The organism is Streptomyces sp. DSM 118878 (assembly GCF_052936595.1).
Genome location: NZ_CP193622.1, coordinates 545,866 through 566,854, shown reverse-complemented (window position 1 = coordinate 566,854; position 20,989 = coordinate 545,866). Strand labels below are relative to the sequence as shown.

The following is a 20,989-nucleotide window of genomic DNA, read 5'->3' as shown; positions in this document are numbered from 1 at the left end:
GCCTATCGGCCGGTGACGGCCTCGGCCTCGGCCTCGCGGAGGTAGCGCCGCACAGGACCCAGGGTGAGCATGCCGCTCGCGCCACCCGCCTCCTCGGCACCGGCCGGGCGCAGGGCGGCAGCGGCGCGCGCGGCGGCCCCGCGCTCGCCGAGGCGCGCGGCGGCACGGGCCGTGAGGCACCACAGGGCCTCTTGCAGGTGACCACGGGGTGGCTCGGGCTGGGCGGCGAGGGCGGCGCGGGCACCGGCCACGTCGTCCCGGGCGAGCAGGACGAGGGGCTGCGCCCAAGGCAGGTGCGGGCCCCAGTCGAGGCCGGGGCCGGTGGGCGCGGGCCGGTCGTGGAGCAGCCGAAGCCCGAGCAGGGCCAGTGGAAGCAGCCCGCGGTGGAGGCCGGGCATGCCCGCTCCGGCGAGGGCGTCATCGGCTGCGCGGTAGGCCGCGGCGGCCTCGGCGGGGGAGGGGCCACCGGGTTCGGCACTGCGGGCGGCGAGCACCCGGGCCCTGAACCACGCGGTGAGAACGGTGACGAGCGGTGACTCGTGCGCGGCGGCCAGCTCCTCCGCGGCGACGGCGTGCGCGGCACCGGCTTCGAGCCTGCCGAGGGCGGACGCGGACTGAAGGCGCACGAGCCGCCCCAGGATGCCGAAGGCCGGCAACTCGTGCCGGGCGGCCAGCGTGACGAGCTCGGCGCCGATGGCGTCGCGCCGGGAGGCGAGACCCGGCCGGGCGAAGGACTGGAGGAAGACACCGTTGAGCGCGAAGGCCAGCAGGGCGGGGTCACCGAGGCCCCGGGCCAGCGCTTCGGCCTCGTGCGCCGCCGCGGCAGCGGTGGCCGGGGGCCCGGCTCCCGGGTCGGCGGTGCCGAGGGCCGTGCCTTCGCCCGCCGATGGACCGGCGGCCCGCTGCCCCGTACCGGACACGTCCCCGCTGCGGCTCTCCACCGCGATGGTCGCCAAGAGCCGGGTCCGCAGCTCGGGCGGGCCGTCGGGGCCGAGCGCGGTGAGGGCGCGTCCCGCTGCCACCACCACCGATCGGGACTGCTCCGGGTCATCGGACCGGCTCCAGATCGCCGGTACGTCGTACGCGCCGATCACCCGCGCGGTCAGCGCGACGTCACCCGTGCGTTCCGCCGCCCGGATGGCGGTGAGGCGGTCGCGGCGCGAGGAGACCAGGGCGTCGCCGCCGGCCAGCGCGAGGGTGCGGGCCAGGGCCACGGTGGTGCGCGGGCCGAGCCGGGCGTCGGTGCCGGGCCAGGGGCGCGGCGGCGCTTCGACGGACGCCGATCCGTTGAGCATGGCGGTCTCCAGGCGCCGGAGCTCGGTGCCGGGGTCAAGGCCCAGCCGTTCCACGAGCATGGTGCGGGCACGGCGCAGGGTGGCCAGCGCGTCCGCCCTGCGCCCGTCGCGGTAGAGGGCACGCGCCAGCAGACCCCAGGCCGGCTCACGCCACGGATGTTCGGCGACGTGCTCACCGAGCGCCGCCACGAGGTCGGCACCCGCCCCGGAGTCGAGGAGGACACCCGCCCGCAGCTCCACGGCCCGCAGCCGCAGCTCCTCAAGGCGGGTCCGTTCCCGCTGGGCCCACGGGGCGTCGGGAAAGTCGGCGTAGGCGGGCCCGTGCCACGAGGCGAGCGCGTCACCGAGGGCGTCGACGGGGTGTGGGGGCCGGCCGGCAGCGGCCAGGGCGTCCTCGAAGCGATGGACGTCCACCGCCTCGCGCGAAAGCCGCAGCGCGTAACCAGGTCCCTGCGTGACGAGCAGCCGCGGCGGGGTACGGGGCGCCCTGCCGGGCTCGACGGCACGGCGCAGCGCGGCGACGAACGTGCGCAGGGCGCCCAGGGAACCGGCCCCCGGCTCGGCCCACAGGTCGGCGACGAGCGTGTCGGCGGTGACCAGCCGCCCCTCGGCGGCGACCAGGCGCGCGAGCACCTCGCGGTGCCGGGGCCCGCCCAGGTCGATCGCGCTGCCGTCGTCATGCCACGCCTGTACGGCACCGAGTACGTCAATCCGCATGCCTCCATCCTCGGGGCACGGACCCGGCCCCGCCGAACCGTGCTCATCGGTTGCTGATCGGCCTGGTGCACCTTGACCGGGTCAGCCGGACGAAGGCGCCGGGCGACGACGCGACAGAACGAGAGGACCTGCTGTGAAACCAGCACCCACCCACACTCATGCACCCACCCACACCCATGTGCCCGCCCCCACACATGCACCCACCCCCACACATGCACCCACCCCCACCCACGCACCCGTCATCCCGGAGTTTGAGTACGTACGTCTGCCCGGGGTGGGCGGCGTGGAGCTGTCCGCCGCGGTCGGCGGCAGCGGTACCCCGCTCGTGCTGCTGCACGGCTTCCCCCAGACCCACCTCATGTGGCGCCACGTCGCCCCGCGGCTGGCCACGGACCACCTGGTGATCTGCCCCGACCTGCGCGGTTACGGCGCGAGCGACAAGCCGCCGGCCACGGACGGCGACGTCTACTCGAAGCGGACCATGGCCGCCGACATCGTGGCCCTGATGGCGGAGCTAGGCCATGACCAGTTCGCCCTGGTGGGCCACGACCGAGGCGCCCTCGTCGCCTTCCGGGCCGGCCTCGACCACCCGGAGACCATCACTCACCTCGGCATCCTCGACGTCGTACCGACCCTGGACATGTGGGACGTACTGCGAGGCGTGTCCGCGGCGGTCGGCTTCCACCTGTTCCTCATGGCGCAGCCGCCCGGCCTGCCGGAGACGATGATCGCCAACAGCGCCGACACGTTCTTCGGCTCGTTCCTCGACACCTGGGCCAAGGACCCCGGCGCGATCCCGGAGCCGGTGCGCGCCGAGTACCTGCGGGCGAGCGCGGCGGCGGTGGACTCGATCGTCGCGGACTACCGTGCCTCGGCGGGCGTGGACGTCGTACAGGACCAGGCGGACGCCGACGCGGGCTCGCAGTTCGCCATGCCCGTCGCGGTCGTCCAGCAGGACTGGGGCGCGCGGCTCGGCTACGACGCCGCGGAGGTGTGGCGGGCCTGGGCGCCCCGACTCGACCACCACCTGACGGAGGCGGGCCACTTCATGGCCGAGGAAGCCCCCGGCGAGATCACGGCGGTGATACGCCGTCTGCTGAGTTCCTGAGTTCCTGAGTCGGGCTTTTAGCATGGGCACATGGTTGACAGTGATGCCCAACGAGCCGGGGGAGAGCGGGAGTCCATGTCCCGTGACGCCGCCGACGTCCAATCCGGGCAAGAAGAAGGTCATTCGCTCGCGACTCTCGTGGAGCAGGCGGCCGACCTGGCCGAACCGATCAAACCGAGGCTGCGTGGTTGGCTCCACGCCGGTATGGTCCCCACCGCGCTGATCGCGGGCATCACCCTCATCTTCCTGGCTCGCACCCCCCAGGCGACCTGGGCCTGCGTCGTGTACTCAGTCACCGCCTGGCTGCTCTTCGCGACCAGCGCCATCTACCACCGGGGCACCTGGGGGCCGCTCGGCGAGGCTCTGCTGCGACGCCTCGACCACGCGAACATCTTCCTGATCATCGCCGGCACCTGCACCCCCCTGGCCGTGTTCCTCCTGTCGCCGGACCAGAGGTCCATGCTGCTGTGGATCGTATGGACGGGCGCGTTGGCCGGCATCGCGTTCCGGGTCCTGTGGGTCGGGGCTCCGCGCTGGTTGTACACCCCGTGCTACCTGGCCCTGGGATGGGCGCCCGTGCGCTATCTGGCCGAGTTCCTGCACGCCGGGGGAGTGGCCGTACTCGTCCTGGTCGTGGCCGGCGGTCTCCTCTACAGCGCGGGCGCGGTCGTCTACGCCCTCCAGCGCCCCGACCCCTCACCCCGCTGGTTCGGCTTCCACGAGGTGTTCCACGCGCTCACAGTGGCGGCCTTCACCGCCCACTACATCGCCATCCTGCTCGCCACCTCCCAGTGAGGTGGCAACGCCGCGAGCACCCCGGTCACTCCCGCTCGCCGCGGTCCGGCTCCCACGTCGCCGCGTCCGGCGCCTCGGCGACCTGCCGCAGCGTACGGCCGCTGCGCGCGGAGCGGGCCCGCCGGGGATCGGGCGTGCCGGTGCCGCTGCCGCCGTGCCCGGACCCCTTCCGTACGAGGAGCCACGTCGGTTTCTTCCCGGACGCCGACCCCGGCCCGCCGCTCCTCTCCTCACGGCCGTGGAAGCGGGTGAGCGCGTACGGGCCGCGCAGCTTCTCGCCGCGCAGCTCGAACGTGGCGTGCCCGTTCTCCAGGGCCTGCGCGAACGGCACCGGCCGGTTGCGCTTGTCGTGGCTGGTCGGCCGGTATGTTCCCCGGTCCCAGACGATGACGGTCCCGCCGCCGTACTCACCCTGCGGGATCACCCCCTCGAAGTCCCGGTACTCCATGGGGTGGTCCTCGGTCGGCAGGGCGAGCCGCTTGTCCTGCGGGTCGGTGGAGGGGCCCTTCGGCACCGACCAGGACTTCAGGACGCCGTCGACCTCCAGGCGGAAGTCGAAGTGCATGGAGCTCGCGTCGTGGATCTGCACGACGAAGACGGGGTCGCCGTCGTGACCGCCCAGGCTGTCACCGGTGGTCGCCGCGTCCTCGTCGCGGCCCGTCCGCTCGCCGCCGGGTCCGGCAGTCGGCTCGCCGCTCGGTTCGCGTGTCTTGTCGAAGTCGCGCTTCCCGCGATAGGTCCGCAGTCCGTCCTTCTCGCTCAAGGCGGCGCTCTCCTCTGTCGGGGTCGTCGGCTCTTCCCGGCCGGTACCCGTGATTGTCACCGGCACGCGCGTGCCGGGCCACCGGATGACCCGCGTCCCGGCCCGCGGGGCTCGCGGGGCTGTCGGTGATCGGTAGGAGATGTGTCGGTGGCCGCTGACACCGTGGATACCGAGTCGCCCACCCGGCAGGGCAGCGGCAGCCGAACAGCGAGGAGCCCCCTTCACCATGTCGTCCACGTTCTCCACCCCGCCCTGGGACGTCCACCGGCTGCCCCGCGCGGATGGCCGCGTCTTCCTGGTCACCGGCGGCAACGCCGGCATCGGGTACTTCGTCGCGGAGCAGTTGGCGGCCACCGGAGCCACCGTCGTCCTCGGCAGCAGGAACCCCGCGAAGGCCGAGGCCGCCATGGGGGCCGTCCGCGAGCGAGTCCCCGGCGCACGGCTGCGGGCCGTACGGCTCGACCTCGCCGACCTCTCGTCCCTGGAAACAGCGGTGGAGGCGCTGGGGGTGGACCATCTCGACGCCGTGGTCCACAACGCCGGCGTCGCGCTCGACGACCCGCCGCGCGAGGAGACCGGGGACGGTCACGAGCTGATGTTCGGCACGAACCACCTCGGGCACTTCGCACTCACCCGGTGGCTGATGCCGCTCCTTTCGGCAGCGCCGGCGGCCCGCGTCGTCACCATGGGGAGCTTCGCGGCGAAGAGCGAGCGGCTCGACCTGGCCGACCTTCAGTCCCGTACGGACTACCGGCCCAAGCGCACCTACGGGCGCAGCAAACTGGCACAGATGCACTTCGGTCTCGAACTCGACCGCCGCCTGCGCGCCGCCGGCAGCACGGTGGCCGGCGTGGTGGTCCACCCCGGGGGCGCGCTCGACTCCCTCACCCCGTCACGGCCGCCGGTCCACGTGCGGACCACCGGCTCGCGGCTGGGCGCGGCCCCCGCGGCGCTTCTCGTACAGGGCAAGGACGCCGGGGCGTGGCCCGCGGTACGGGCGGTGCTCGACCCGGCCGTGCGGGGCGGCCAACTGTGGGGACCGCGCGTGTTCGGCCTGCGCGGTGAACCCCGCCGCGAACCGGTGTGGGATCACCTCGCCGACACCTCCGTCGCTGCGCGGCTGTGGGACGCGAGCCGCGAACTGACGGGCGTCGACTTCGACGGCCTCCCCAGCTAGCACCCCCCTGACCTGCGGCAACAAAATCCGACCGCATAGAATCACGACCGGGTACGCGGACTCCCGACCCTGGACCGCCGGCGACTGAGCTCCCTGCCCACAGCACGGGAAGGCTCGGCCGACTCCTGCCCATCGTCGACCGCTGCCGGCCCCCCGTCGGCCCGATCCGGAAAAGCCGCTGCCTTGTCCCTTGACGCCCTCGACACTCGCGACGCCCTCGACACCGTGGAAGCCGTCGACGCCATCGACGCCAACGGCGAAGTCATCCCGGCGCCTCTGCCGTCCGGCCGGGCCCGCGTTCTCGACCGCCTCGCCGGCCGCGCGCCGGCCCCGCCGCCGCGCCGTGCCGCCGTGCACAGCGTCAGCGCCGTCACCGCCGTGCTGCTGGCGCTGGTCGCCATAGGGTCACTGATTCACGAGCCGGTGCTCATACCCCCGCTCGCCGCGTCCGCCGCGATCATCCACGGGGCTCCCCGGCTGCCGCTGGCCCAGCCGCGCAGCGTGGTCGTCGGCCATCTGATGTGCGTCGTCATCGGCTACGCGGTCGCCGCCGTCGCGGGCAGTTCACCCTGGGCGGCCGCGGTGGCGGCCGGCATCAGCCTGGCGGCGATGATGATGACGCGGTGCCCGCACTCGCCCGCGTGCGCGACAGCCGTGGTCATCGTCCTGAACACTCCGGCGCCCGCCACCTTCGTACCGCTGCTCATGGGATCCACCGCCCTGCTCGTGCTGGCCGGGTGGGCCCTCTCGCGGTCCCGCCCCAAGAGTGCGCGCTACCCCGCATATTGGTGGTAGGCCCCACCGGACCGGTTTGCTTAGCTTCTTCAACACAGTGCGCAACTCATTGACGGAGAGCGTTCACCTCTTTATGGTCGCCTGACCTTCTCGCTCGACCTTCGGGTCTTCCCGTTCGTCTTCCCGTTCGTCCCCCCGCGTTCGCGTAACGGAGCACCATGAGGTCTCTCGCCCGTAAAGCCCGGTTCATCGCACCCGTCCTGGTCGGCGTGCTCGCGGCGGCCGTGCCGCCGACAGCGACGGCCGGGAACGGTGACCCGGGGGGCGGGACGGCGGCGCCCGCCTCCGCCTCTGCCTCCGCCCCGTCGAACGGCGGCTGGACGCTGACCTCGCACCGCATCGACCCGAAGGACGGCTACCACGCCTTCGTCGGCAACGGATACCTCGGCCAGCGCGTCGCGCCCAACGGGACCGGCTACACCCGTTCCGGCGCCAAGACCGGATGGCCGCTCTTCACCCCCCGCTACGACGGCTCCTTCGTGTCCGGGCTGTACGCGCACAACCCCTCCACCACCGAGAACCGGCAGGTCGCCGCGGCGATCCCCACCTGGACTCCGCTCACCGTGTCCACCGGCGGGGCCACGTCGCAGACCTTCACCTCCGCGACCCCGGCGTCCCGGATCTCGCGCTACTCGCAGAGCCTGGACATGCGCCGCGGCCTGGTGCGCACCAAGCTCAGGTGGACGGCCGCCGACGGGCGGGCCACCGACCTCCAGTACGACGTCCTGGCGGACCGCGCCGACCCGCACGTGGGTGCCGTCCGACTGCGGATGACGCCGCACTGGAACGGCGAGGCACGCCTCACCGACCGCATCGACGGTCGCGGCGCCCGGCGCGTCACCCCGACCGGCGCCGGCGCGCGGCCGGGCGGGCGGACGATGGCCGTGGGATTCCGCACGCAGGGCACGAAGACCAACGGAACCGTCGCTTCGACTCTCCGCCCCGGGAAGGGAATGCGTACAGGAAGTGAAGAAAAGGCCACACACGGCCAGGAGTTGAGCGCGCGGCAGTCCCTCTCCGTCGACGTCCGCTCGGGCCGCACCTACGAAGTCGCCAAGTACATCGGCGTCGACACCTCCCTCACCTCCCGCTCGCCCGGACGTGACGCCGTGGCGGCCTCGCGGCGGGCGGCGGGCAAGGGCTGGGAGGCGCTGTTCGACGGTCACTCCGCCGCCTGGCGCAAGCTGTGGCGCAGCGACATCGAGGTGGCCGGCCAGGACCGGATGCAGGCATGGCTGCGCTCGGCCCAGTACGGGCTGTTGTCCAGCAGCCGTAAGGGCTCCGCCAACAGCATCCCGCCCACCGGCCTGAGCAGCGACAACTACGGTGGCCTGGTGTTCTGGGACGCCGAGACATGGATGTACCCGGCGCTCCTCGCGGCCCACCCCGACCTCGCGAAGTCGGTCGTGGAGTACCGCTACCGCACGCGGGCCGGTGCCCGCGCCAACGCCGAGAAGCTCGGACACCGCGGTCTGTTCTACCCCTGGACCAGCGCGAGCAAGGGCGACCTCGCCTCCGAGTGCCACAGCGTGGACCCGCCGCACTGCCGCACCCAGAACCACCTCCAGAGCGACGTGGCGCTGGCCGCCTGGCAGTACTACCTCGCCACCAAGGACACACACTGGCTGCGCACCCGCGGCTGGCCGGTGATCCGGGGCATCGCCGAGTTCTGGGCCCACCGCGCCACGGCGAACACCGACGGCAGCTACTCCATCAAGGATGTCGCGGGGCCCGACGAGTACAGCAACGGCGTCGACGACGGCGTCTTCACCAACGCGGGCGCCGCCACCACCCTGCGCACCGCCACCCGCGTCGCCCACCTCCTGGGCGAGAAGGCGCCCGCCGGCTGGAACACCGTCGCCGACAAGCTCCGCATCCCCTACGACGAGGACAAGAAGGTCTTCCAGCAGTACGACGGCTACCAGGGCTCGGTCATCAAACAGGCGGACACCGTGCTGCTGATGTACCCGCTGGAGTGGCCGATGTCCAAGGAGGCCGCCACCAAAACCCTTGACTACTACGCCGAGCGCACCGACCCCGACGGCCCGGCGATGACCGACTCGGTGCACGCCATCGACGCCGCGGCCAACGACGAGGCCGGCTGCTCCACGTACACCTACCTGACCCGTTCCATCCGTCCCTTCGCCCGCGGCCCGTTCGAGCTCTTCTCCGAGGCGCGTGGCGACAAGGCGGGCGCCTCCGACCCCCTGTCGGGCTCGCCCGCCCAGAACTTCACGACCGGCCAGGGCGGCTTCCTCCAGGTGTTCACCCATGGCCTGACCGGGCAGCGGCTGCGGGAGGACCACGTGCGGCTCGACCCGATGCTGCCGCCCCAGCTCTCCCGCGGCGTGCACCTCAAGGGGCTGCGCTGGCAGGGCCGTACGTACGACATCGCCGTCGGCGCCCATGACACCACCGTGCGGCTCACCCACGGCGAGCCGTTCGAGATCGAGACGCCGCAGGGCCGGCAGATCGTCAGCCAGGACGCGCCCGCGCACCTCAAGACCCGGCGCCCGGACCTCCGGCCCACCGACAACCTCGCCAGGTGCACCGCCGCGACGGCGACGTCGGAGCAGCCCGGGCAGTACGCCGGCGCCGCCCTCGACGGCAGCACCGCCACCGCCTGGGTCCCCGACGCCGCCCGCGCCGGCCTGACGGCGGACCTCGGCAAGCCCACCAGGATCTCCGAGGTCACCCCGCGCTGGACCGCCGTGCGGCCCGCCTCGTACGACGTGCGGACGTCCCTGGACGGCCGGCACTGGCGGAGCGCCGGCGAGGACGGGACGGTGGCGCGCTACGTCCGCGTGACGCTCAGGTCCGCCGACGCGAAGAAGCCCGCCGGCATCAGGGAACTGGTCGTCACGCGGTAGCACTCACCACTCTCAAGAGCCCGTCTTGGAACCTGCTTTGAGAGTTCCGAGCCGGGCTCTTAGTGCGGCTGTCCGCGAATGCCCGCTGCAAAAGTAGTCGCAGGGCGGCAAGCAACCCACCCAGAGCACTGATAATCGCGGCGGGTTGCGCCAGAGGGAGATCGGAAAGCCACGCCAGAAGGACGGCAAGCACCGAAAGCGCGAGGTGCGCGACCGTAAGCCACAGTCCTAGGTGGTCTCTGGGCAACACGATGGGAGCCACCGTCCACGCCAAGAACAGCACGAGATAGGCGATCGGAATAAGCAACAGGACCATGCGTCCCCCAGTCTCAGTGACGAGGATAGGCTCACGGCTGAAGCCTGCGATACCACTCCGCTCAGACCCGTCTCGGAACCGACATTGAGGGTTCCGAGACGGGTTCTCAAGGTTGATCAGTGAAGGACTCTGTCGGAGATCTTGATGGTTGCGGTCAGCTACAGGGGCTCGCCAGGCCGCCGACCGAGGGGTTTACTCGCCGCATTGCTCGTACGGTTGTTCGTGTCGCTAAGTGGGGTCGGTCCCCAGTGTTCGGCGGGCGGCGGCGACCAGGGCGCCCCATGCTTCTGTGTACCGGTCCCCGGCCTCGATGACGATGAGGGTCTGGTCCTCGTCGGGGAGGTAGGCGAGCAAATGTCTCTGCTCGAAGGTCAGTTCGCGGACATCTTCCAAGGTCCTCGCGGCTTCAGCACGCCAGCGCGCAAGATCCTCGCGAGTCGTGTCGTCGACCGGGTGAGGCGCGGACGACGTCGTCACGGCACGATGTGCTCGACCAGCTGGTGAGTCGTGGCCCTGCGCGGCGGCCAGGCCACGCAGGGCTGTATGTGCGCTGATGAGATCTCTGCCCCGGATGGATTGTTCAACGTGAAAAAACGTTCTGTCCTTTAGATCAAAAACCAGGGGGCGCATCTCGGCGGGTGCGCCGAGTTCGGCCTCGGCGTACGCGTAGAGGAGGGCGTGCCGCCGCTCCTCCACGTCGGCTTCAAGAGCCGGTCCGTCCACGGTGATCAGACTTCCAGCGATACGGACGTCCGCGCTCAACGCGTAGAGCCGATTCGCGCTCTCGTGGAGGGCGGCGGCTGCGCGGAGGTATTCGGCGAGGGTCGCCCAACGGCGTTCGACCATTGCTTGACGCGCCGTGGCAGTGGCGATGGTGGTAGCTGCGTCGCGTGCGGCTTGGGCTTGGTCGTGTCCGCCGCGGGCTTGGATGCGCGCACCGAGGACCGTGCCGACGAAGGTTCCGACGATGGTGCCGACCACACCGGTCACACCGATCAACGCGATGGTTATGTCGTTGTCCACGTGCTCAACCTCCCATAACGATCAGCCGTATCTGACACAGGCAGCCAAGTAGTCGACCTTCGCTGACACAAAGCGGCTTTGATCAACCTGCCCTGGCAATCGATCGCCGATCACTGACACAGGTCAATCAGCACCGGACACAACAGATTGCGATCACCCGCCGGAGGGGTGTCACGCTGTCGCGCCTGTCACGCGGAAACGGCCGGAGAGAGGATCCCGGACCGTTTCCGCGACTAAATGCCCGTGACGCTCGGTGAGCGTGACACGGGGTTGATTGAGGTCTGGAGCGGGGGCCAGATGTGCGGACCGGTGCACTGCCCGCAGGCGGCGCAGCCGGCGCACTCCATGCACAACTGGCGCGGGGTCAGTGGGCAGTGGCAGATCGGGTTGTAGTCGGGGTTGTCGTCGCCGGGGTAGAGGATCTCGCCGAACGGCGGCTCGGTCCAGGCGATGACGGAGCCATCGGCGAGCAGGTCCTCGTAGTGGTGCCCGATCTCGCTGTGCTCGCTCCAGGTGGCCACCACCACCTCGTCCGCCGCGCTCACGCCGTGCCGCCCTTCACCGCGGCCGCGTTGTCGAGCCACGCGGCGAGTGCGTTCGTGACGGCTGGGTCGGCCTGGGCGAGGCGGCTCCAGGATCCTGGCGCGGGTCCGAGCGCGCTTCACGTCGTCATCAGTCATGTGATCATCAGGCCCGATCGGGCCTGTGGACAGAGGCCAGGCGACGTGGCGACGTACGCCGGTCTGACCTGATTGTGACGACGCGACATAGTTGGCAAATCAGCACGCTTGCTGGCAAATGACATTTGTCGTCACGCTGCGGAGTCCCCCTCCGGTCTCGTCGATGCGCATGTCAGCGGTGTGGGGCGGAAAGGGTCGCGAGGCGGCATGACTGGGCATGTCAGGACGGCAAGAGGGCCCCGGCTACTGCCGGGGCCCTCTTGCCGTTCGCGGTACCAGGGGGTCAGTGGTGGGTGGTGAGTTCGCCGTGAAGGTCGGCGCTCAGGCCGTTTCGCCCAGTGGCTGCGGCGGCGTTGTCGGAAGCATCGCCCGGTGGAGAAGCCGGCGGCTGGGGGGTGGGTGCGGCCTTGCGGACGAAGATGGTGCCGATGATGGCGAGGCAGCCGATGACCGCCGCTGTCGTGAAGGCGGCTTGTGCCGCCGAGACGGACTGGACCAAATCCAGTGCTCCCGCGTCTTTCGCGTGGGAGCCGATGGTGTAAGCCGAGATCAGGACGGCCCCGCCGGCCCCGCCGGCCAGCTGCTGGGCGGTGTTGAACGCCGCGGTGCCGTGCGGGTAGAGCTCGGTGCGCAGGGAGGACAGCGCTGCCGTCGTCATTGGTGCCCACATCAGGGCCTGGGAGGCCGACAGGACGAGGTAGGCGGCCAGGAGCGCTGGGACACCGGTGTTCTCGTCCGCTCGGCTCAGGAACCATAGGGAGCCTGTCCAGATGACCGATCCGGGGATGGCCAGGGGGCGCGGTCCGTAGCGGTCGTAGATACGTCCGCCCAGGGCTGAGACGAGGGCAATCAGGGCTCCGCCGGGGACCAGGAAGAGGCCGATCTGGAGCGTCGTCAGGCCCGCGACGTTGGTGAGGACCAGCGGCAGGACCATCGTGGTGCCGAACCCGACCAGCGCGACGACGAGCATGACCAGCAGCGGCACGGTGAACGACGGGGTGCGGAAGATCCTCATGTCGAGGAAGGCGTTGTCGCTGCGCTGCAGCACGGTCTGGCGGCGGACGAAGACCGCCAGGGCGAGAAGTCCGATGATGATCGGGATGTAGGGGGCGACCGGTGCGTGGCCGGAGGCGGACTCGCCGATCGTGGACAGGCCGTAGACGAGGGCGCCGAACCCAATGGCGGACAGGACGAGGGACAGCACGTCCAGCCTGACCGGTTCCGGAGTGGTGATGTTGCGCAGCTTGGCGGCGCCCAGGGCCAGTGCGGCCAGGACGACGGGCAGGACGAGGATGAACAGCCACCGCCAGCTGAGCTGGGAGATCACCAGGCCGGACACCGCCGGGCCGACCGCGGGTGCCACCGCGGTCAGACCGGTGACCAGCGCCATCGTCCGGCCTTGCCGGTGCGGGGGGACCAGGCGCATCGTCGTGGCCATCAGCAGGGGCATCAGGGCGGCCGTGCCCGCTGCCTGGATGATGCGGCCGGTGAACAGCACGCCGAACCCCGGGGCGACGGCGGCGATCGCCGTGCCCAGGGTGAACAGGGACAGCGAGCCGAGAAAGATCGTACGGAGGGTGAACCTCCGCAGGAGGAACCCGGTGGCCGGGATGAGGATCGCCAGGGTCAGCAGGTAACCCGTCGTGAGCCACTGTCCCGTGGTGGGGGTGATGTCGAGATCGGTGATCAGGGTGGGGAGTGCGACTCCCAGCAGCATCTCGTTCAGCAGGACGGTGAACGCGGAGACCATCAGGATCCCGATGACCAGGACGTCCCCGGAGGCCAGTCTGTCGTCGTCGCGGGTCGGTGGCGGTGCGTCTGCGGCGGCCGGCGCCGGAGTCTTGTCGGGGGACATGTGATCTCTTCCGTGTTGCTGGGTGTGCGAAGGGCCCTACGCGTTCCATGCCGTCGGTGCGCGCCGGTGGGGTCCGGCTGCACGAGCCCGGGCCGGTGGGGCCTCGGCCGGGGAGTTGTCGCGTGGGGGGGTGTGCCGCCCCGGCGGCCGGCGGCACGGAACGCGTGCATGCCGGGCCGGGCTGCCTGGGAGCGGCGGATGTCTGCCGAGGTCGGCGGTAGCATCGGAACCGATAAGGAGATAGTCTCCGTTTCGTGAACGACGATACGGAGATGCTCTCCGGATTGTCAACGGGAGGTGCAACGACATGGGTGAGGCAGCCACCGGCGAGCGTCGGCAGCGGACGGACAAGCAGCGCAATCGCACGCACATCCTCGAGGTCGCGGAGGAGTTCTTCGCCGAGCAGGGCATCACCGGCTCCATGGACGCCATCGCCAAGCGGGCCGGTGTCGGTCCGGGCACGCTCTACCGGCATTTCCCCAACCGGGAGGCCCTGCTGGCTGCCCTGCTGCAGGCCCGCGACGAAGCGCTGGAGGCCCGCCGGGACGCCATCCAGCGCGAGGTGGCCGACTCCCGCGCCGCGCTTGCCCAGTGGCTGCAGGCACTGGGTGAATGGGTGACCGCCTTCGACGGCCTGCCCGAGCCCCTGCGGGCCGCACTGGCGGAAGGCACGTCCCCGCTGGCGATCACCTGTCAGGGCTTCGTCACGACCACCGAGGACTTCCTCCGCGCGGCACAGCGCGACGGCGGCGCTCAGCCCTGGGTGCGGGGACGTGACCTGTTCCTCAGCACGCTGGCCACGGCCTGGGCCCGAGGTGCCGCCATGGCAGACGAGTCATCGTCCGACGCGCTCGTTTCCCTCATGCGCACCGGGTGGGAGACACCCACGATGGAATCCGCCCCCGGGAGCGGCGAAGACCCCGCGTAACCGCAGGCAGGAGCGTGGCGCTCTGGCGCGGGGCGCTTTCCCGCACTGGGACACCGCGGATGCGGCGTCGGTGGCCCCTCGCGACTGAACTCAAGGCAGGGAGAAACATCGTGAAGATCGGCATTCTGGGCGTAGGGCATATCGGGAAGACGCTGACCCAGCGGCTGGCCGCGGCAGGGCATCAGGTGAAGGTGGCCAACTCGCGCGGCCCGCACACGATCGAGGCTGACGTCCTGTCCACGGGCGGGCGCGCGGTGACGGCGGCAGAAGCCGTCGAGGACGTCGACGTCGTGATCCTCTCGATTCCCCTGAACCGTCTTCCGCAGGTCGCGTCACTGATCGCCGACGTGCCGGCTGACACGGTCGTCATCGACACGTCGAACTACTACCCGGCGCGGGACAGCCGGATCGAGGCCGTCGACGCCGGGCAGGTCGAGAGCCTGTGGGTCACCGAACAGCTGGGCAGGCCGATCGCCAAGGCGTGGAACGCGATCGGTTCCCACTCGTTCGCGACGAAGGGCGGGCCCGCGGGGAGCCCCGGCCGTATCGCCATTCCCGTCGCCGCCGACCGCGACCGGGACCGCCAGGTGGCCATGGCGCTGGTCGAGGACACCGGATTCGACGCCGTCGACGCCGGGACCCTCGCGGACTCCTGGCGTCAGCAGCCCGGTGCGCCGTGCTACTGCACCGACCTCACCCGCGAGGAGATGCCGGATGCGCTGGCGGCCGCGGAAGCCGAGCGCCTGCCCAAGCGGCGCGACCTTTCCGTCGCCGCGATCCAGGAAAGGGTCGGGGACGCCCGGACCAACCCCGACGCGGAGTACGGCGTCCGCCTGAGCCGCGCCCTGTTCATGTGAACCCCCGGTGGGGCGGGTACGGGGTCTTCCCACATCGGCCCTCGATCGAGGGGCACACGTCCCCGCGCGCTCCGCATGCCTGTGGCCCGACGTCGGGCCACAGGCATGCGGAGCGCGCACGCGTTACGGAGCTGCCCGGACACGTGCTGTCAGAATGTGCGCGCGGCCACCTCCCTCTCCCACGCGACGCCCAGGTACGAGGCGGTGACGAAGGCGACGGGCCGCGGACACCACCTGCTGGTGGACGCCCGCGGCCTGCCAGTGATGATGATCGCCCTGGCCGGCGTCCGCGACGCTCACACTGCCTGCTGAGGAGGGTCAGGTGCCGGGGGCGGTGACGACGATCTTGCCGACCTGTCCGCCGGCTTCCAGGTACCGGTGCGCCTCGGCGATGTCCTCCAGCGGGAACGTCTTGTCGATGGTGGGAGTCAGCTCGCCCTTGGCGAGACCGTCGGCGACGAAGGCGACCGCTTCGGCGCGTCGCTGGTCGTCGGTGGTGATCTCGAAGAGTTCGAACCCCCGGATGGTGAGGTGCTTGAAGAGGACCTCACCGACGTTCAGCGGGGTGGGGGTGCGGTCGAGGACGCCGTAGAGGACGAGGTGGGCCTCGTGGGCGGCGGCGGTGACGAGGTCGGCCAGGGCCGTGCCGCCGACGGGGTCGAAGACGATGCGTGCGCCCTGGCCGTCGGTCAGCTCCCGCACCCGGGCGGGGACGTCCTCCTCGGCGGTGGCGATGACCTCGTCAGCGCCGGCGTCCAGGAGCTGCTGGCGCTTGGCGCCGGTGCGGGTCAGGGCGATGGCGCGGGCGCCGGCCTTGTGGGCGACCTGGATAGCGGCGAGGCCGACGCTGCTGGAGGCCGCGGAGATCAGGACGGTGTCTCCGGGACGGACGCCCGCGAGGTCGACCAGGCCGCCATAGGCGGTGATGAACTGCATCCACACCGAGGCCGCCTCCTCGAAGGAGAGTCGCTCGGGGTGGGCGACGACCGCGTGGGCGGGGGCGAGAACCGCCTCCCCGTGCACGCCGTAGTCGGTCATGGCGAAGGACGGCACCACGCTGACCGCCTCACCTACGCTCAGGTCGTGCACGCCGTCGCCGAGGGCCTCGACCACTCCGGCCGCCTCGTAGCCGATGCCGGAGGGGAAGACGGGATCGGTGCCGTACTGGCCGAGCCGGAACATCGACTCCGCCCGGTTCAGGCCCAGCGCCCGGGTCCGGATCAGGACCTCGCCCGGTCCGGGCTCGGGCAGGGGGGCCTCCTCCAGATGCAGGACTTCGGGTCCGCCGGTCTGATGGAAACGGACGACGCGGTTCATGCGTGGCTCCTTGGTGCGGTTCGGTGCGCTGGGGAAGCCGGTGTCCCACGGCCTCCTCATCCACCCTGCTCCAAGGTTCGATGGGTGTCAAATTTTGACCACCATCGAAATATGTACGAGGCCGGCTCACCGTCTCAGTCGACGTCCGAGCCGACCTCCGCCGCGCAGGCCGCGATCACAGCCGGGAGCAGGCCGGGAAACCGCTCCTGCATCTCCTCGGCGCGCAGCGTGTTCATCTTGGTCACGCCCACGTAGTACTGCCGGATCACCCCCGCTTCGCGCAGCACGTTGAAGTGGTGGGTGAGCGTGGAGATGGAGACTGGCGCCTCGAACGTGCCACAGCTCATGTCCTCGCCCTTGCGCACGAGCTGGGAGACCACCATCCGGCGCACCGGGTCCACCAGCGCCTCCATCACCTGCTGGAGATCCACCTCGGCAAGGTCGGGATGCTCCACTGTCCGGGGGGCGGTACGGGGGCGGGCCACAGTCAACTCCTAGACGCGATACAGGCAACAGGCAACGCACCCATACTACGACTGCCGTCGAAGTAATGGTCACAGCTAAGAGCTAACCCGCACCATGCATGCCGGGCGGAGCAGGGCAACGCGGCACCGCCCCCTGCCTCGGGCCGGTGATCAGGCCCTCAATTCCATGCCGTCCTCGTGCGCCCCGCCGTCTGAGTCCGGCCACCCCCGTACCCGGCCTGGCCTAGGCGGACGGACGTCCCGCCCCCGCGCCCGCACCGGCAAGTCCTGCCGGGGCGGGAGCGGCCAGCAAAGTGATCAGTTGTGATCAATCGCTGCGCGGTGGGGGACGAGCTGATGATCTGGTGCGGTGAAACCGAAGCCGGTCCTCTGGGTCCGTTCCGATGCGTGCGTGCTGAACGAGCTGACGCCGCCGTACGGGAGCCTGGATGAGCCGCGCAGACGGCTGGTGATGCGGGACAACTGGGCGAGCCGCTGGACGGCAGCGTGGCAGGTCAACGGGTCAAAAGTCGTCTGGCCGATCCGGGACCTGGGTTCGGCGCCCGTGCTGTCGTCGAAGCCGGTTCGCGGTTTCACCTGGAGGACGAAGCAGAGGCATCGGCCCGGGCTGGAGTTCCTGGTCTCGACAGGACGGATGCACGGCTTCGAATCTCTGGAGGAGAGGGTGGCCCTGCTGGCGCTGGACTTCATGACGGTGATCGAGGTGCTCCCGCAGCCCTTCGCCCTCAGCTTCGAGCACGTCGACGGGCACGCCGGACATACTCCGGACTTCCTGGCCATGATGGGCGCACTGCTGGATGACGCTCTGCGGCAGCGGAGCTTGTTCCTGCTGCCTGATCGCTCGGATCCGCGTCGGCTTCTCCGCCCTGATCTGGTCCCGGCTCGCCGGCAGTGAGTGGCGCCTGGCGCCTGACCTGCAACCACTCCCTGTCGAGGGAGTCGCCATGGTCGACGCGGGAGTCATCCACCAACTCCAGAGGCGCAATCCGGATCACCAACCCTTCTACACCTACCTCCACAACCTCCTACCTGACTACGCCGCCGAGGTCCTCGGACAGGGACACGACGCAGCGTCACCGAAGGTTGCCAACTAAAGGGTGTTGCACAAGGCCGTGGACTGGGCATTTCCCTTGTATGGCTGGGGTGTTGAGGGCTGAACGGGTGTGGGTGGAGACGTTCACTGGGCTGCGGGTGACGCAGTTTGCCCTCCTGCTCAAAGCGGTGCGGGAGCGCGGTGGCAACGGCACGATGCAGGGTCGACCGTGGAGCCTGCCGCTGGCGGAACGGGTGCTGCTGGTCGCGGTGTACTACCGGACGAATCTGACCATGCGGCAGCTGGGGCCCCTGTTCGGAGTGCCCTCGTCCACCGCGTGCCGGGTCATTCAGCGTCTCGGTCCGCTGCTGGCGCTCGAGCCTGTTTCGCGTCCGGCCGAGGCCGCGGACCGGTTGTGGATCGTGGACGGCACCCTGGTCCCGGTCCGCGACCGGCAGATCGGTTCCTCCAGCCGCAACTACCGGTTCTCCGCGAACGTGCAGGTCATCGTGGACGCCGACACCCGCCTCGTGATCGCAGCGGCCCGGCCGGTGCCGGGCACCACCGCGGATGCCCACGCCTGGCGGGCTTCCGGCCTGGCCGAGCACTGCCAGGACGTGACGGTTCTGGGCGATGGCGCCTACCTCAACTGCGGCATGGTCGTGCCACACCGCAAACGCCCCCGACGGCCCCTGCTGGCAGGCGAGGAAGCGGACAACGCCGCCCATCGCAAGGTGCGTGCCCGGGTGGAGCATGTGATCGGACGGATGAAGAACTACAAGATCCTCCGCGACTGCCGACAGCACGGCGACGGCCTCCATCACGCCGTCCAAGCCGTCGCCCACATGCACAACCTCGCGCTCGCATCATGACCACAAGGCTGCGCTCGCACACCCTGACCTGCACAAATACAGCCTTGTGCAACAGCCTTTAAGGGCTGTCCCGTAATTGATCTTCCGGAGCAGAGGTGCGAGCCGGCGCTTGGACTAGGGAGCGCACATTTCGGCGACAGTCGACGCCCACCCCGTATGTCAACCGGTGTTGACACTCCCATGCCGTCAACATAGGTTGACGGCATGGGTGATCAAACACTGCTGGCCTGCGGGATCGCCGCCGGCCCCCTCTTCACCGTCGTGTACCTACTGATAGGTGCCAGCCGTGCGGACTACAAGACCTTCCGCCATCCCATCAGTTCGCTTGCCCTCGGCCGCGCCGGGTGGATGCAGATCCTCAACTTCCTCTTCGCGGGCCTGCTGTCGCTGGTTTTCGCCGTGGGCCTGTGGCGTACCGGCCCTTCCCACTGGGGTGCACTGTTGATCGGCGTATGGGCGGTCGGTCTGCTGGGCGCAGGTGCCTGCCGCACGGATCCGGTGAGTGGTTACCCAGTCGGCACCCCCGATCAGCCTGGTCGCCCCACTCGCGTCGGGGCTCTGCATGACCTGTTCTCTCTCACAGGATTCCTCGCCCTTGCCGTAGCCTGTTTCGTCTTCGCCCCGGCCTTCTCTCTGGGATGGGCCCTCTACTCGATCGCCAGCGGTGTGCTCTTCGCGACCACGATGGCGCTGTCCAGTGCCGGGTTCAGCCAGCATCAACGCTGGGTGGATCTGGGCGGGCTGATCCAGCGCGTCTCACTCACGATCGGCTGGATCTGGCAGATGCTGCTCGCCGTGCGCATTCTGCGGACCTGACGGTTGTCCCATATCGCTGCTCACGGCAGGGATGATCTTCCCGTGGCTGGTGTGATCACGGCGTCGGAGCCGTCTTGGATAGGCCCCTTCACGGGGCTGAGCCTGCAATGCTTCACCAAGCTGGTGAGCGCACTGCGCCGCGAGGGCGCGGACGCGGTCCATAGAGGCCGGCCGTGGAACCTTCCGCTGGAGGACCGAGTCCTGCTCGTGACGGCTTACTGACGAACGAACTTGACGATGCGGCAGCTCGCTCCGCTGTTCGGCGTCTCAAAGTCCGCAGCTGACCGCGTCATAGACGATGGTCATCGTCTTGCCGACGGCGGCCCTGGCACCGGATTCTTCCCAGCCGCGGGAGTCATGACGGTTTCCCGGCAGGGGCCGGCCGACCACGACGACCAGGCGGGTATCGGCGTCGATGACCACCTGATGGGCCGTGGAATAGCGGTAGTTCTTGGACTGCTCTGCGATCGTGTGGTCACGGGTGGGAACCAGGGTGCCGTCCACGACCAGGACGGTGTCCTTCGCGAACCGCTTGCGGGGCTGGAGTGCGAGCAGCGGCCCGAGGTGGTCGATGATCCGGTCTGCGGCCGATTTCGAGATGCCGAACAGCGGGGCGATCTGGCGCATGGTCAAATTCGTGCGCCAGTAGGCCGTGACAAGCAGAATGCGATCCTCAAGTGGGAGCCCCCAGGGCCGCCCACGCTGAAGTCCGGCAGCGGTCTCGCGCCGCGCTACGGTCACCAGCCTGCGGAAGCAGCGAGGGCTCAGCCCGGTGAAGGGACCTATCCAGGACGGCACCGACGCCGTAATCACTGCAGTCATACCAAGATCGTTTAACCTGGAGTCGACCGGGGCGGGCATGGGTCAAGTACGGAGCCCGAGGTGCCGGTCCAGCTGACCGCGCAGACGCGCAGAAGCCCCCCGGAGAGTCCCGAGGTGTCGCACTTCTGCCGCCGCGAGTTCCGTCCGCCCAGCCAGCGCGAGCACAGCGGCATAGGGCCGTTCGCCTTCGGCGAGCTTTGCCGCCACGGCGTCACGGATGCCTCGAAGCACGGCGTAGTCCGCACTCGGATGCTCCGCCAGCAGCCGAAGGAGCCTGTTGTCGTTCCAGGCACTGTCTTGCGCCGTGCTCAGTTCCAGCAGAGTGCCAGGCGCCGTGGCGGGATTGGCGGCCAGCGCCTGCCAGACGAAGGGGTACGGACACCGTGCGAGTCGATGCAGTACAGCGCTGTCGCTCTCGGCATGCGCCAGTTCGAGGTAGTCAGCAGGTGTGTGCACGGACATGGC

19 protein-coding genes and 2 pseudogenes are annotated in these 20,989 nt (G+C 70.2%); 12 read left to right on the top strand and 9 right to left on the bottom strand.

What is annotated here, in order from left to right; genetic code table 11:
• Nucleotides 1-2 precede the first annotated feature (2 nt).
• Complete coding sequence (locus tag ACRAKF_RS02405) at nt 3-2,012, bottom strand: BTAD domain-containing putative transcriptional regulator (RefSeq protein ID WP_447035034.1); 2,010 nt, start codon at nt 2,010-2,012, stop codon at nt 3-5.
• A gap of 241 nt (nt 2,013-2,253) precedes the next feature.
• On the opposite strand from ACRAKF_RS02405, the gene ACRAKF_RS02400 reads away from it, so the two are divergent.
• Nucleotides 2,254-3,120: an alpha/beta fold hydrolase gene (locus ACRAKF_RS02400; protein WP_447041762.1), complete on the top strand. Its 867-nt coding sequence runs from the start codon at nt 2,254-2,256 to the stop codon at nt 3,118-3,120.
• A gap of 75 nt (nt 3,121-3,195) precedes the next feature.
• Nucleotides 3,196-3,915 (top strand): PAQR family membrane homeostasis protein TrhA, encoded by a 720-nt coding sequence (gene trhA / locus ACRAKF_RS02395; protein ID WP_447041760.1) that lies wholly within the window; start codon nt 3,196-3,198, stop codon nt 3,913-3,915.
• A gap of 25 nt (nt 3,916-3,940) precedes the next feature.
• Here the strand turns inward: trhA and ACRAKF_RS02390 are convergent, their stop codons facing one another.
• Nucleotides 3,941-4,678, bottom strand: a complete 738-nt coding sequence (locus tag ACRAKF_RS02390; RefSeq protein WP_447035032.1) for a DNA polymerase ligase N-terminal domain-containing protein — start codon at nt 4,676-4,678, stop codon at nt 3,941-3,943.
• Nucleotides 4,679-4,904: 226 nt separating this feature from the next.
• Between ACRAKF_RS02390 and ACRAKF_RS02385 the strand changes: the two genes are divergently transcribed.
• The 3 genes from ACRAKF_RS02385 (at nt 4,905) to ACRAKF_RS02375 (ending at nt 9,520) form a co-directional block, all read left to right on the top strand.
• Complete coding sequence (locus ACRAKF_RS02385) at nt 4,905-5,855, top strand: SDR family NAD(P)-dependent oxidoreductase (protein WP_447035031.1); 951 nt, start codon at nt 4,905-4,907, stop codon at nt 5,853-5,855.
• Between the two features lie 183 nt (nt 5,856-6,038).
• Nucleotides 6,039-6,650 (top strand): HPP family protein, encoded by a 612-nt coding sequence (locus ACRAKF_RS02380; protein WP_447035030.1) that lies wholly within the window; start codon nt 6,039-6,041, stop codon nt 6,648-6,650.
• A 158-nt stretch (nt 6,651-6,808) separates the two neighbouring features.
• Nucleotides 6,809-9,520, top strand: a complete 2,712-nt coding sequence (locus tag ACRAKF_RS02375; protein ID WP_447035029.1) for a discoidin domain-containing protein — start codon at nt 6,809-6,811, stop codon at nt 9,518-9,520.
• Between the two features lie 544 nt (nt 9,521-10,064).
• Here the strand turns inward: ACRAKF_RS02375 and ACRAKF_RS02370 are convergent.
• From ACRAKF_RS02370 to ACRAKF_RS02360, 3 genes are all read right to left on the bottom strand, one after another.
• Nucleotides 10,065-10,859, bottom strand: coding sequence for a hypothetical protein (locus ACRAKF_RS02370; RefSeq protein ID WP_447035028.1), 795 nt, complete (start codon nt 10,857-10,859; stop codon nt 10,065-10,067).
• 233 nt (nt 10,860-11,092) lie between these two features.
• Nucleotides 11,093-11,404, bottom strand: a complete 312-nt coding sequence (locus ACRAKF_RS02365; RefSeq protein WP_447035027.1) for a hypothetical protein — start codon at nt 11,402-11,404, stop codon at nt 11,093-11,095.
• A 418-nt stretch (nt 11,405-11,822) separates the two neighbouring features.
• Nucleotides 11,823-13,394, bottom strand: coding sequence for a DHA2 family efflux MFS transporter permease subunit (locus ACRAKF_RS02360; RefSeq protein ID WP_447035026.1), 1,572 nt, complete (start codon nt 13,392-13,394; stop codon nt 11,823-11,825).
• A gap of 307 nt (nt 13,395-13,701) precedes the next feature.
• Between ACRAKF_RS02360 and ACRAKF_RS02355 the strand changes: the two genes are divergently transcribed.
• From ACRAKF_RS02355 to ACRAKF_RS02345, 3 genes are all read left to right on the top strand, one after another.
• Nucleotides 13,702-14,322 carry a TetR/AcrR family transcriptional regulator gene (locus tag ACRAKF_RS02355; protein ID WP_447035025.1) on the top strand — a complete coding sequence of 207 codons (621 nt, stop codon included), beginning with the start codon at nt 13,702-13,704 and terminating at the stop codon, nt 14,320-14,322.
• 110 nt (nt 14,323-14,432) lie between these two features.
• A complete protein-coding gene (locus ACRAKF_RS02350; RefSeq protein ID WP_447035024.1) occupies nt 14,433-15,179 on the top strand; it encodes an NADPH-dependent F420 reductase in 747 nt (248 codons plus the stop codon).
• 156 nt (nt 15,180-15,335) lie between these two features.
• Nucleotides 15,336-15,491, top strand: coding sequence for a hypothetical protein (locus tag ACRAKF_RS02345; RefSeq protein WP_447035023.1), 156 nt, complete (start codon nt 15,336-15,338; stop codon nt 15,489-15,491).
• A gap of 6 nt (nt 15,492-15,497) precedes the next feature.
• On the opposite strand, the gene ACRAKF_RS02340 is transcribed toward ACRAKF_RS02345, so the two are convergent.
• Together ACRAKF_RS02340 and ACRAKF_RS02335 are read right to left on the bottom strand one after the other, a co-directional pair.
• Nucleotides 15,498-16,496, bottom strand: a complete 999-nt coding sequence (locus ACRAKF_RS02340; RefSeq protein ID WP_447035022.1) for a zinc-dependent alcohol dehydrogenase family protein — start codon at nt 16,494-16,496, stop codon at nt 15,498-15,500.
• Nucleotides 16,497-16,630: 134 nt separating this feature from the next.
• Nucleotides 16,631-16,909: an ArsR/SmtB family transcription factor gene (locus ACRAKF_RS02335; protein WP_447041759.1), complete on the bottom strand. Its 279-nt coding sequence runs from the start codon at nt 16,907-16,909 to the stop codon at nt 16,631-16,633.
• Nucleotides 16,910-17,372: 463 nt separating this feature from the next.
• Between ACRAKF_RS02335 and ACRAKF_RS02330 the strand changes: the two genes are divergently transcribed.
• The 4 genes and pseudogenes from ACRAKF_RS02330 to ACRAKF_RS02315 all read left to right on the top strand — a co-directional run.
• Nucleotides 17,373-17,876 carry a hypothetical protein gene (locus ACRAKF_RS02330; RefSeq protein WP_447035021.1) on the top strand — a complete coding sequence of 168 codons (504 nt, stop codon included), beginning with the start codon at nt 17,373-17,375 and terminating at the stop codon, nt 17,874-17,876.
• A gap of 239 nt (nt 17,877-18,115) precedes the next feature.
• Nucleotides 18,116-18,886, top strand: a complete 771-nt coding sequence (locus ACRAKF_RS02325) for a transposase family protein (protein WP_447035020.1) — start codon at nt 18,116-18,118, stop codon at nt 18,884-18,886.
• A 204-nt stretch (nt 18,887-19,090) separates the two neighbouring features.
• A complete protein-coding gene (locus tag ACRAKF_RS02320) occupies nt 19,091-19,702 on the top strand; it encodes a DUF998 domain-containing protein (RefSeq protein ID WP_447035019.1) in 612 nt (203 codons plus the stop codon).
• Between the two features lie 42 nt (nt 19,703-19,744).
• Nucleotides 19,745-19,999: pseudogene (locus ACRAKF_RS02315) on the top strand (helix-turn-helix domain-containing protein); the annotation flags it as partial.
• Here the strand turns inward: ACRAKF_RS02315 and ACRAKF_RS02310 are convergent.
• A pseudogene (locus ACRAKF_RS02310) lies at nt 20,000-20,524 on the bottom strand (transposase family protein); the annotation flags it as partial.
• Between the two features lie 42 nt (nt 20,525-20,566).
• Nucleotides 20,567-20,986, bottom strand: a complete 420-nt coding sequence (locus tag ACRAKF_RS02305; protein ID WP_447035018.1) for a hypothetical protein — start codon at nt 20,984-20,986, stop codon at nt 20,567-20,569.
• Nucleotides 20,987-20,989 lie beyond the last annotated feature (3 nt).

Excerpts from the sequence above, each read along its gene's own strand:
- ACRAKF_RS02405 (WP_447035034.1), bottom strand. The coding sequence starts at position 2,012 with ATGCGGATTGACGTACTCGGTGCCGTACAGGCGTGGCATGACGACGGC.
- trhA (WP_447041760.1), top strand. The coding sequence starts at position 3,196 with ATGTCCCGTGACGCCGCCGACGTCCAATCCGGGCAAGAAGAAGGTCAT.
- ACRAKF_RS02385 (WP_447035031.1), top strand. The coding sequence starts at position 4,905 with ATGTCGTCCACGTTCTCCACCCCGCCCTGGGACGTCCACCGGCTGCCC.
- ACRAKF_RS02375 (WP_447035029.1), top strand. The coding sequence starts at position 6,809 with ATGAGGTCTCTCGCCCGTAAAGCCCGGTTCATCGCACCCGTCCTGGTC.
- ACRAKF_RS02360 (WP_447035026.1), bottom strand. The coding sequence starts at position 13,394 with ATGTCCCCCGACAAGACTCCGGCGCCGGCCGCCGCAGACGCACCGCCA.
- ACRAKF_RS02355 (WP_447035025.1), top strand. The coding sequence starts at position 13,702 with ATGGGTGAGGCAGCCACCGGCGAGCGTCGGCAGCGGACGGACAAGCAG.
- ACRAKF_RS02340 (WP_447035022.1), bottom strand. The coding sequence starts at position 16,496 with ATGAACCGCGTCGTCCGTTTCCATCAGACCGGCGGACCCGAAGTCCTG.
- ACRAKF_RS02335 (WP_447041759.1), bottom strand. The coding sequence starts at position 16,909 with ATGGAGGCGCTGGTGGACCCGGTGCGCCGGATGGTGGTCTCCCAGCTC.
- ACRAKF_RS02325 (WP_447035020.1), top strand. The coding sequence starts at position 18,116 with ATGGCTGGGGTGTTGAGGGCTGAACGGGTGTGGGTGGAGACGTTCACT.
- ACRAKF_RS02320 (WP_447035019.1), top strand. The coding sequence starts at position 19,091 with ATGGGTGATCAAACACTGCTGGCCTGCGGGATCGCCGCCGGCCCCCTC.
- ACRAKF_RS02305 (WP_447035018.1), bottom strand. The coding sequence starts at position 20,986 with ATGTCCGTGCACACACCTGCTGACTACCTCGAACTGGCGCATGCCGAG.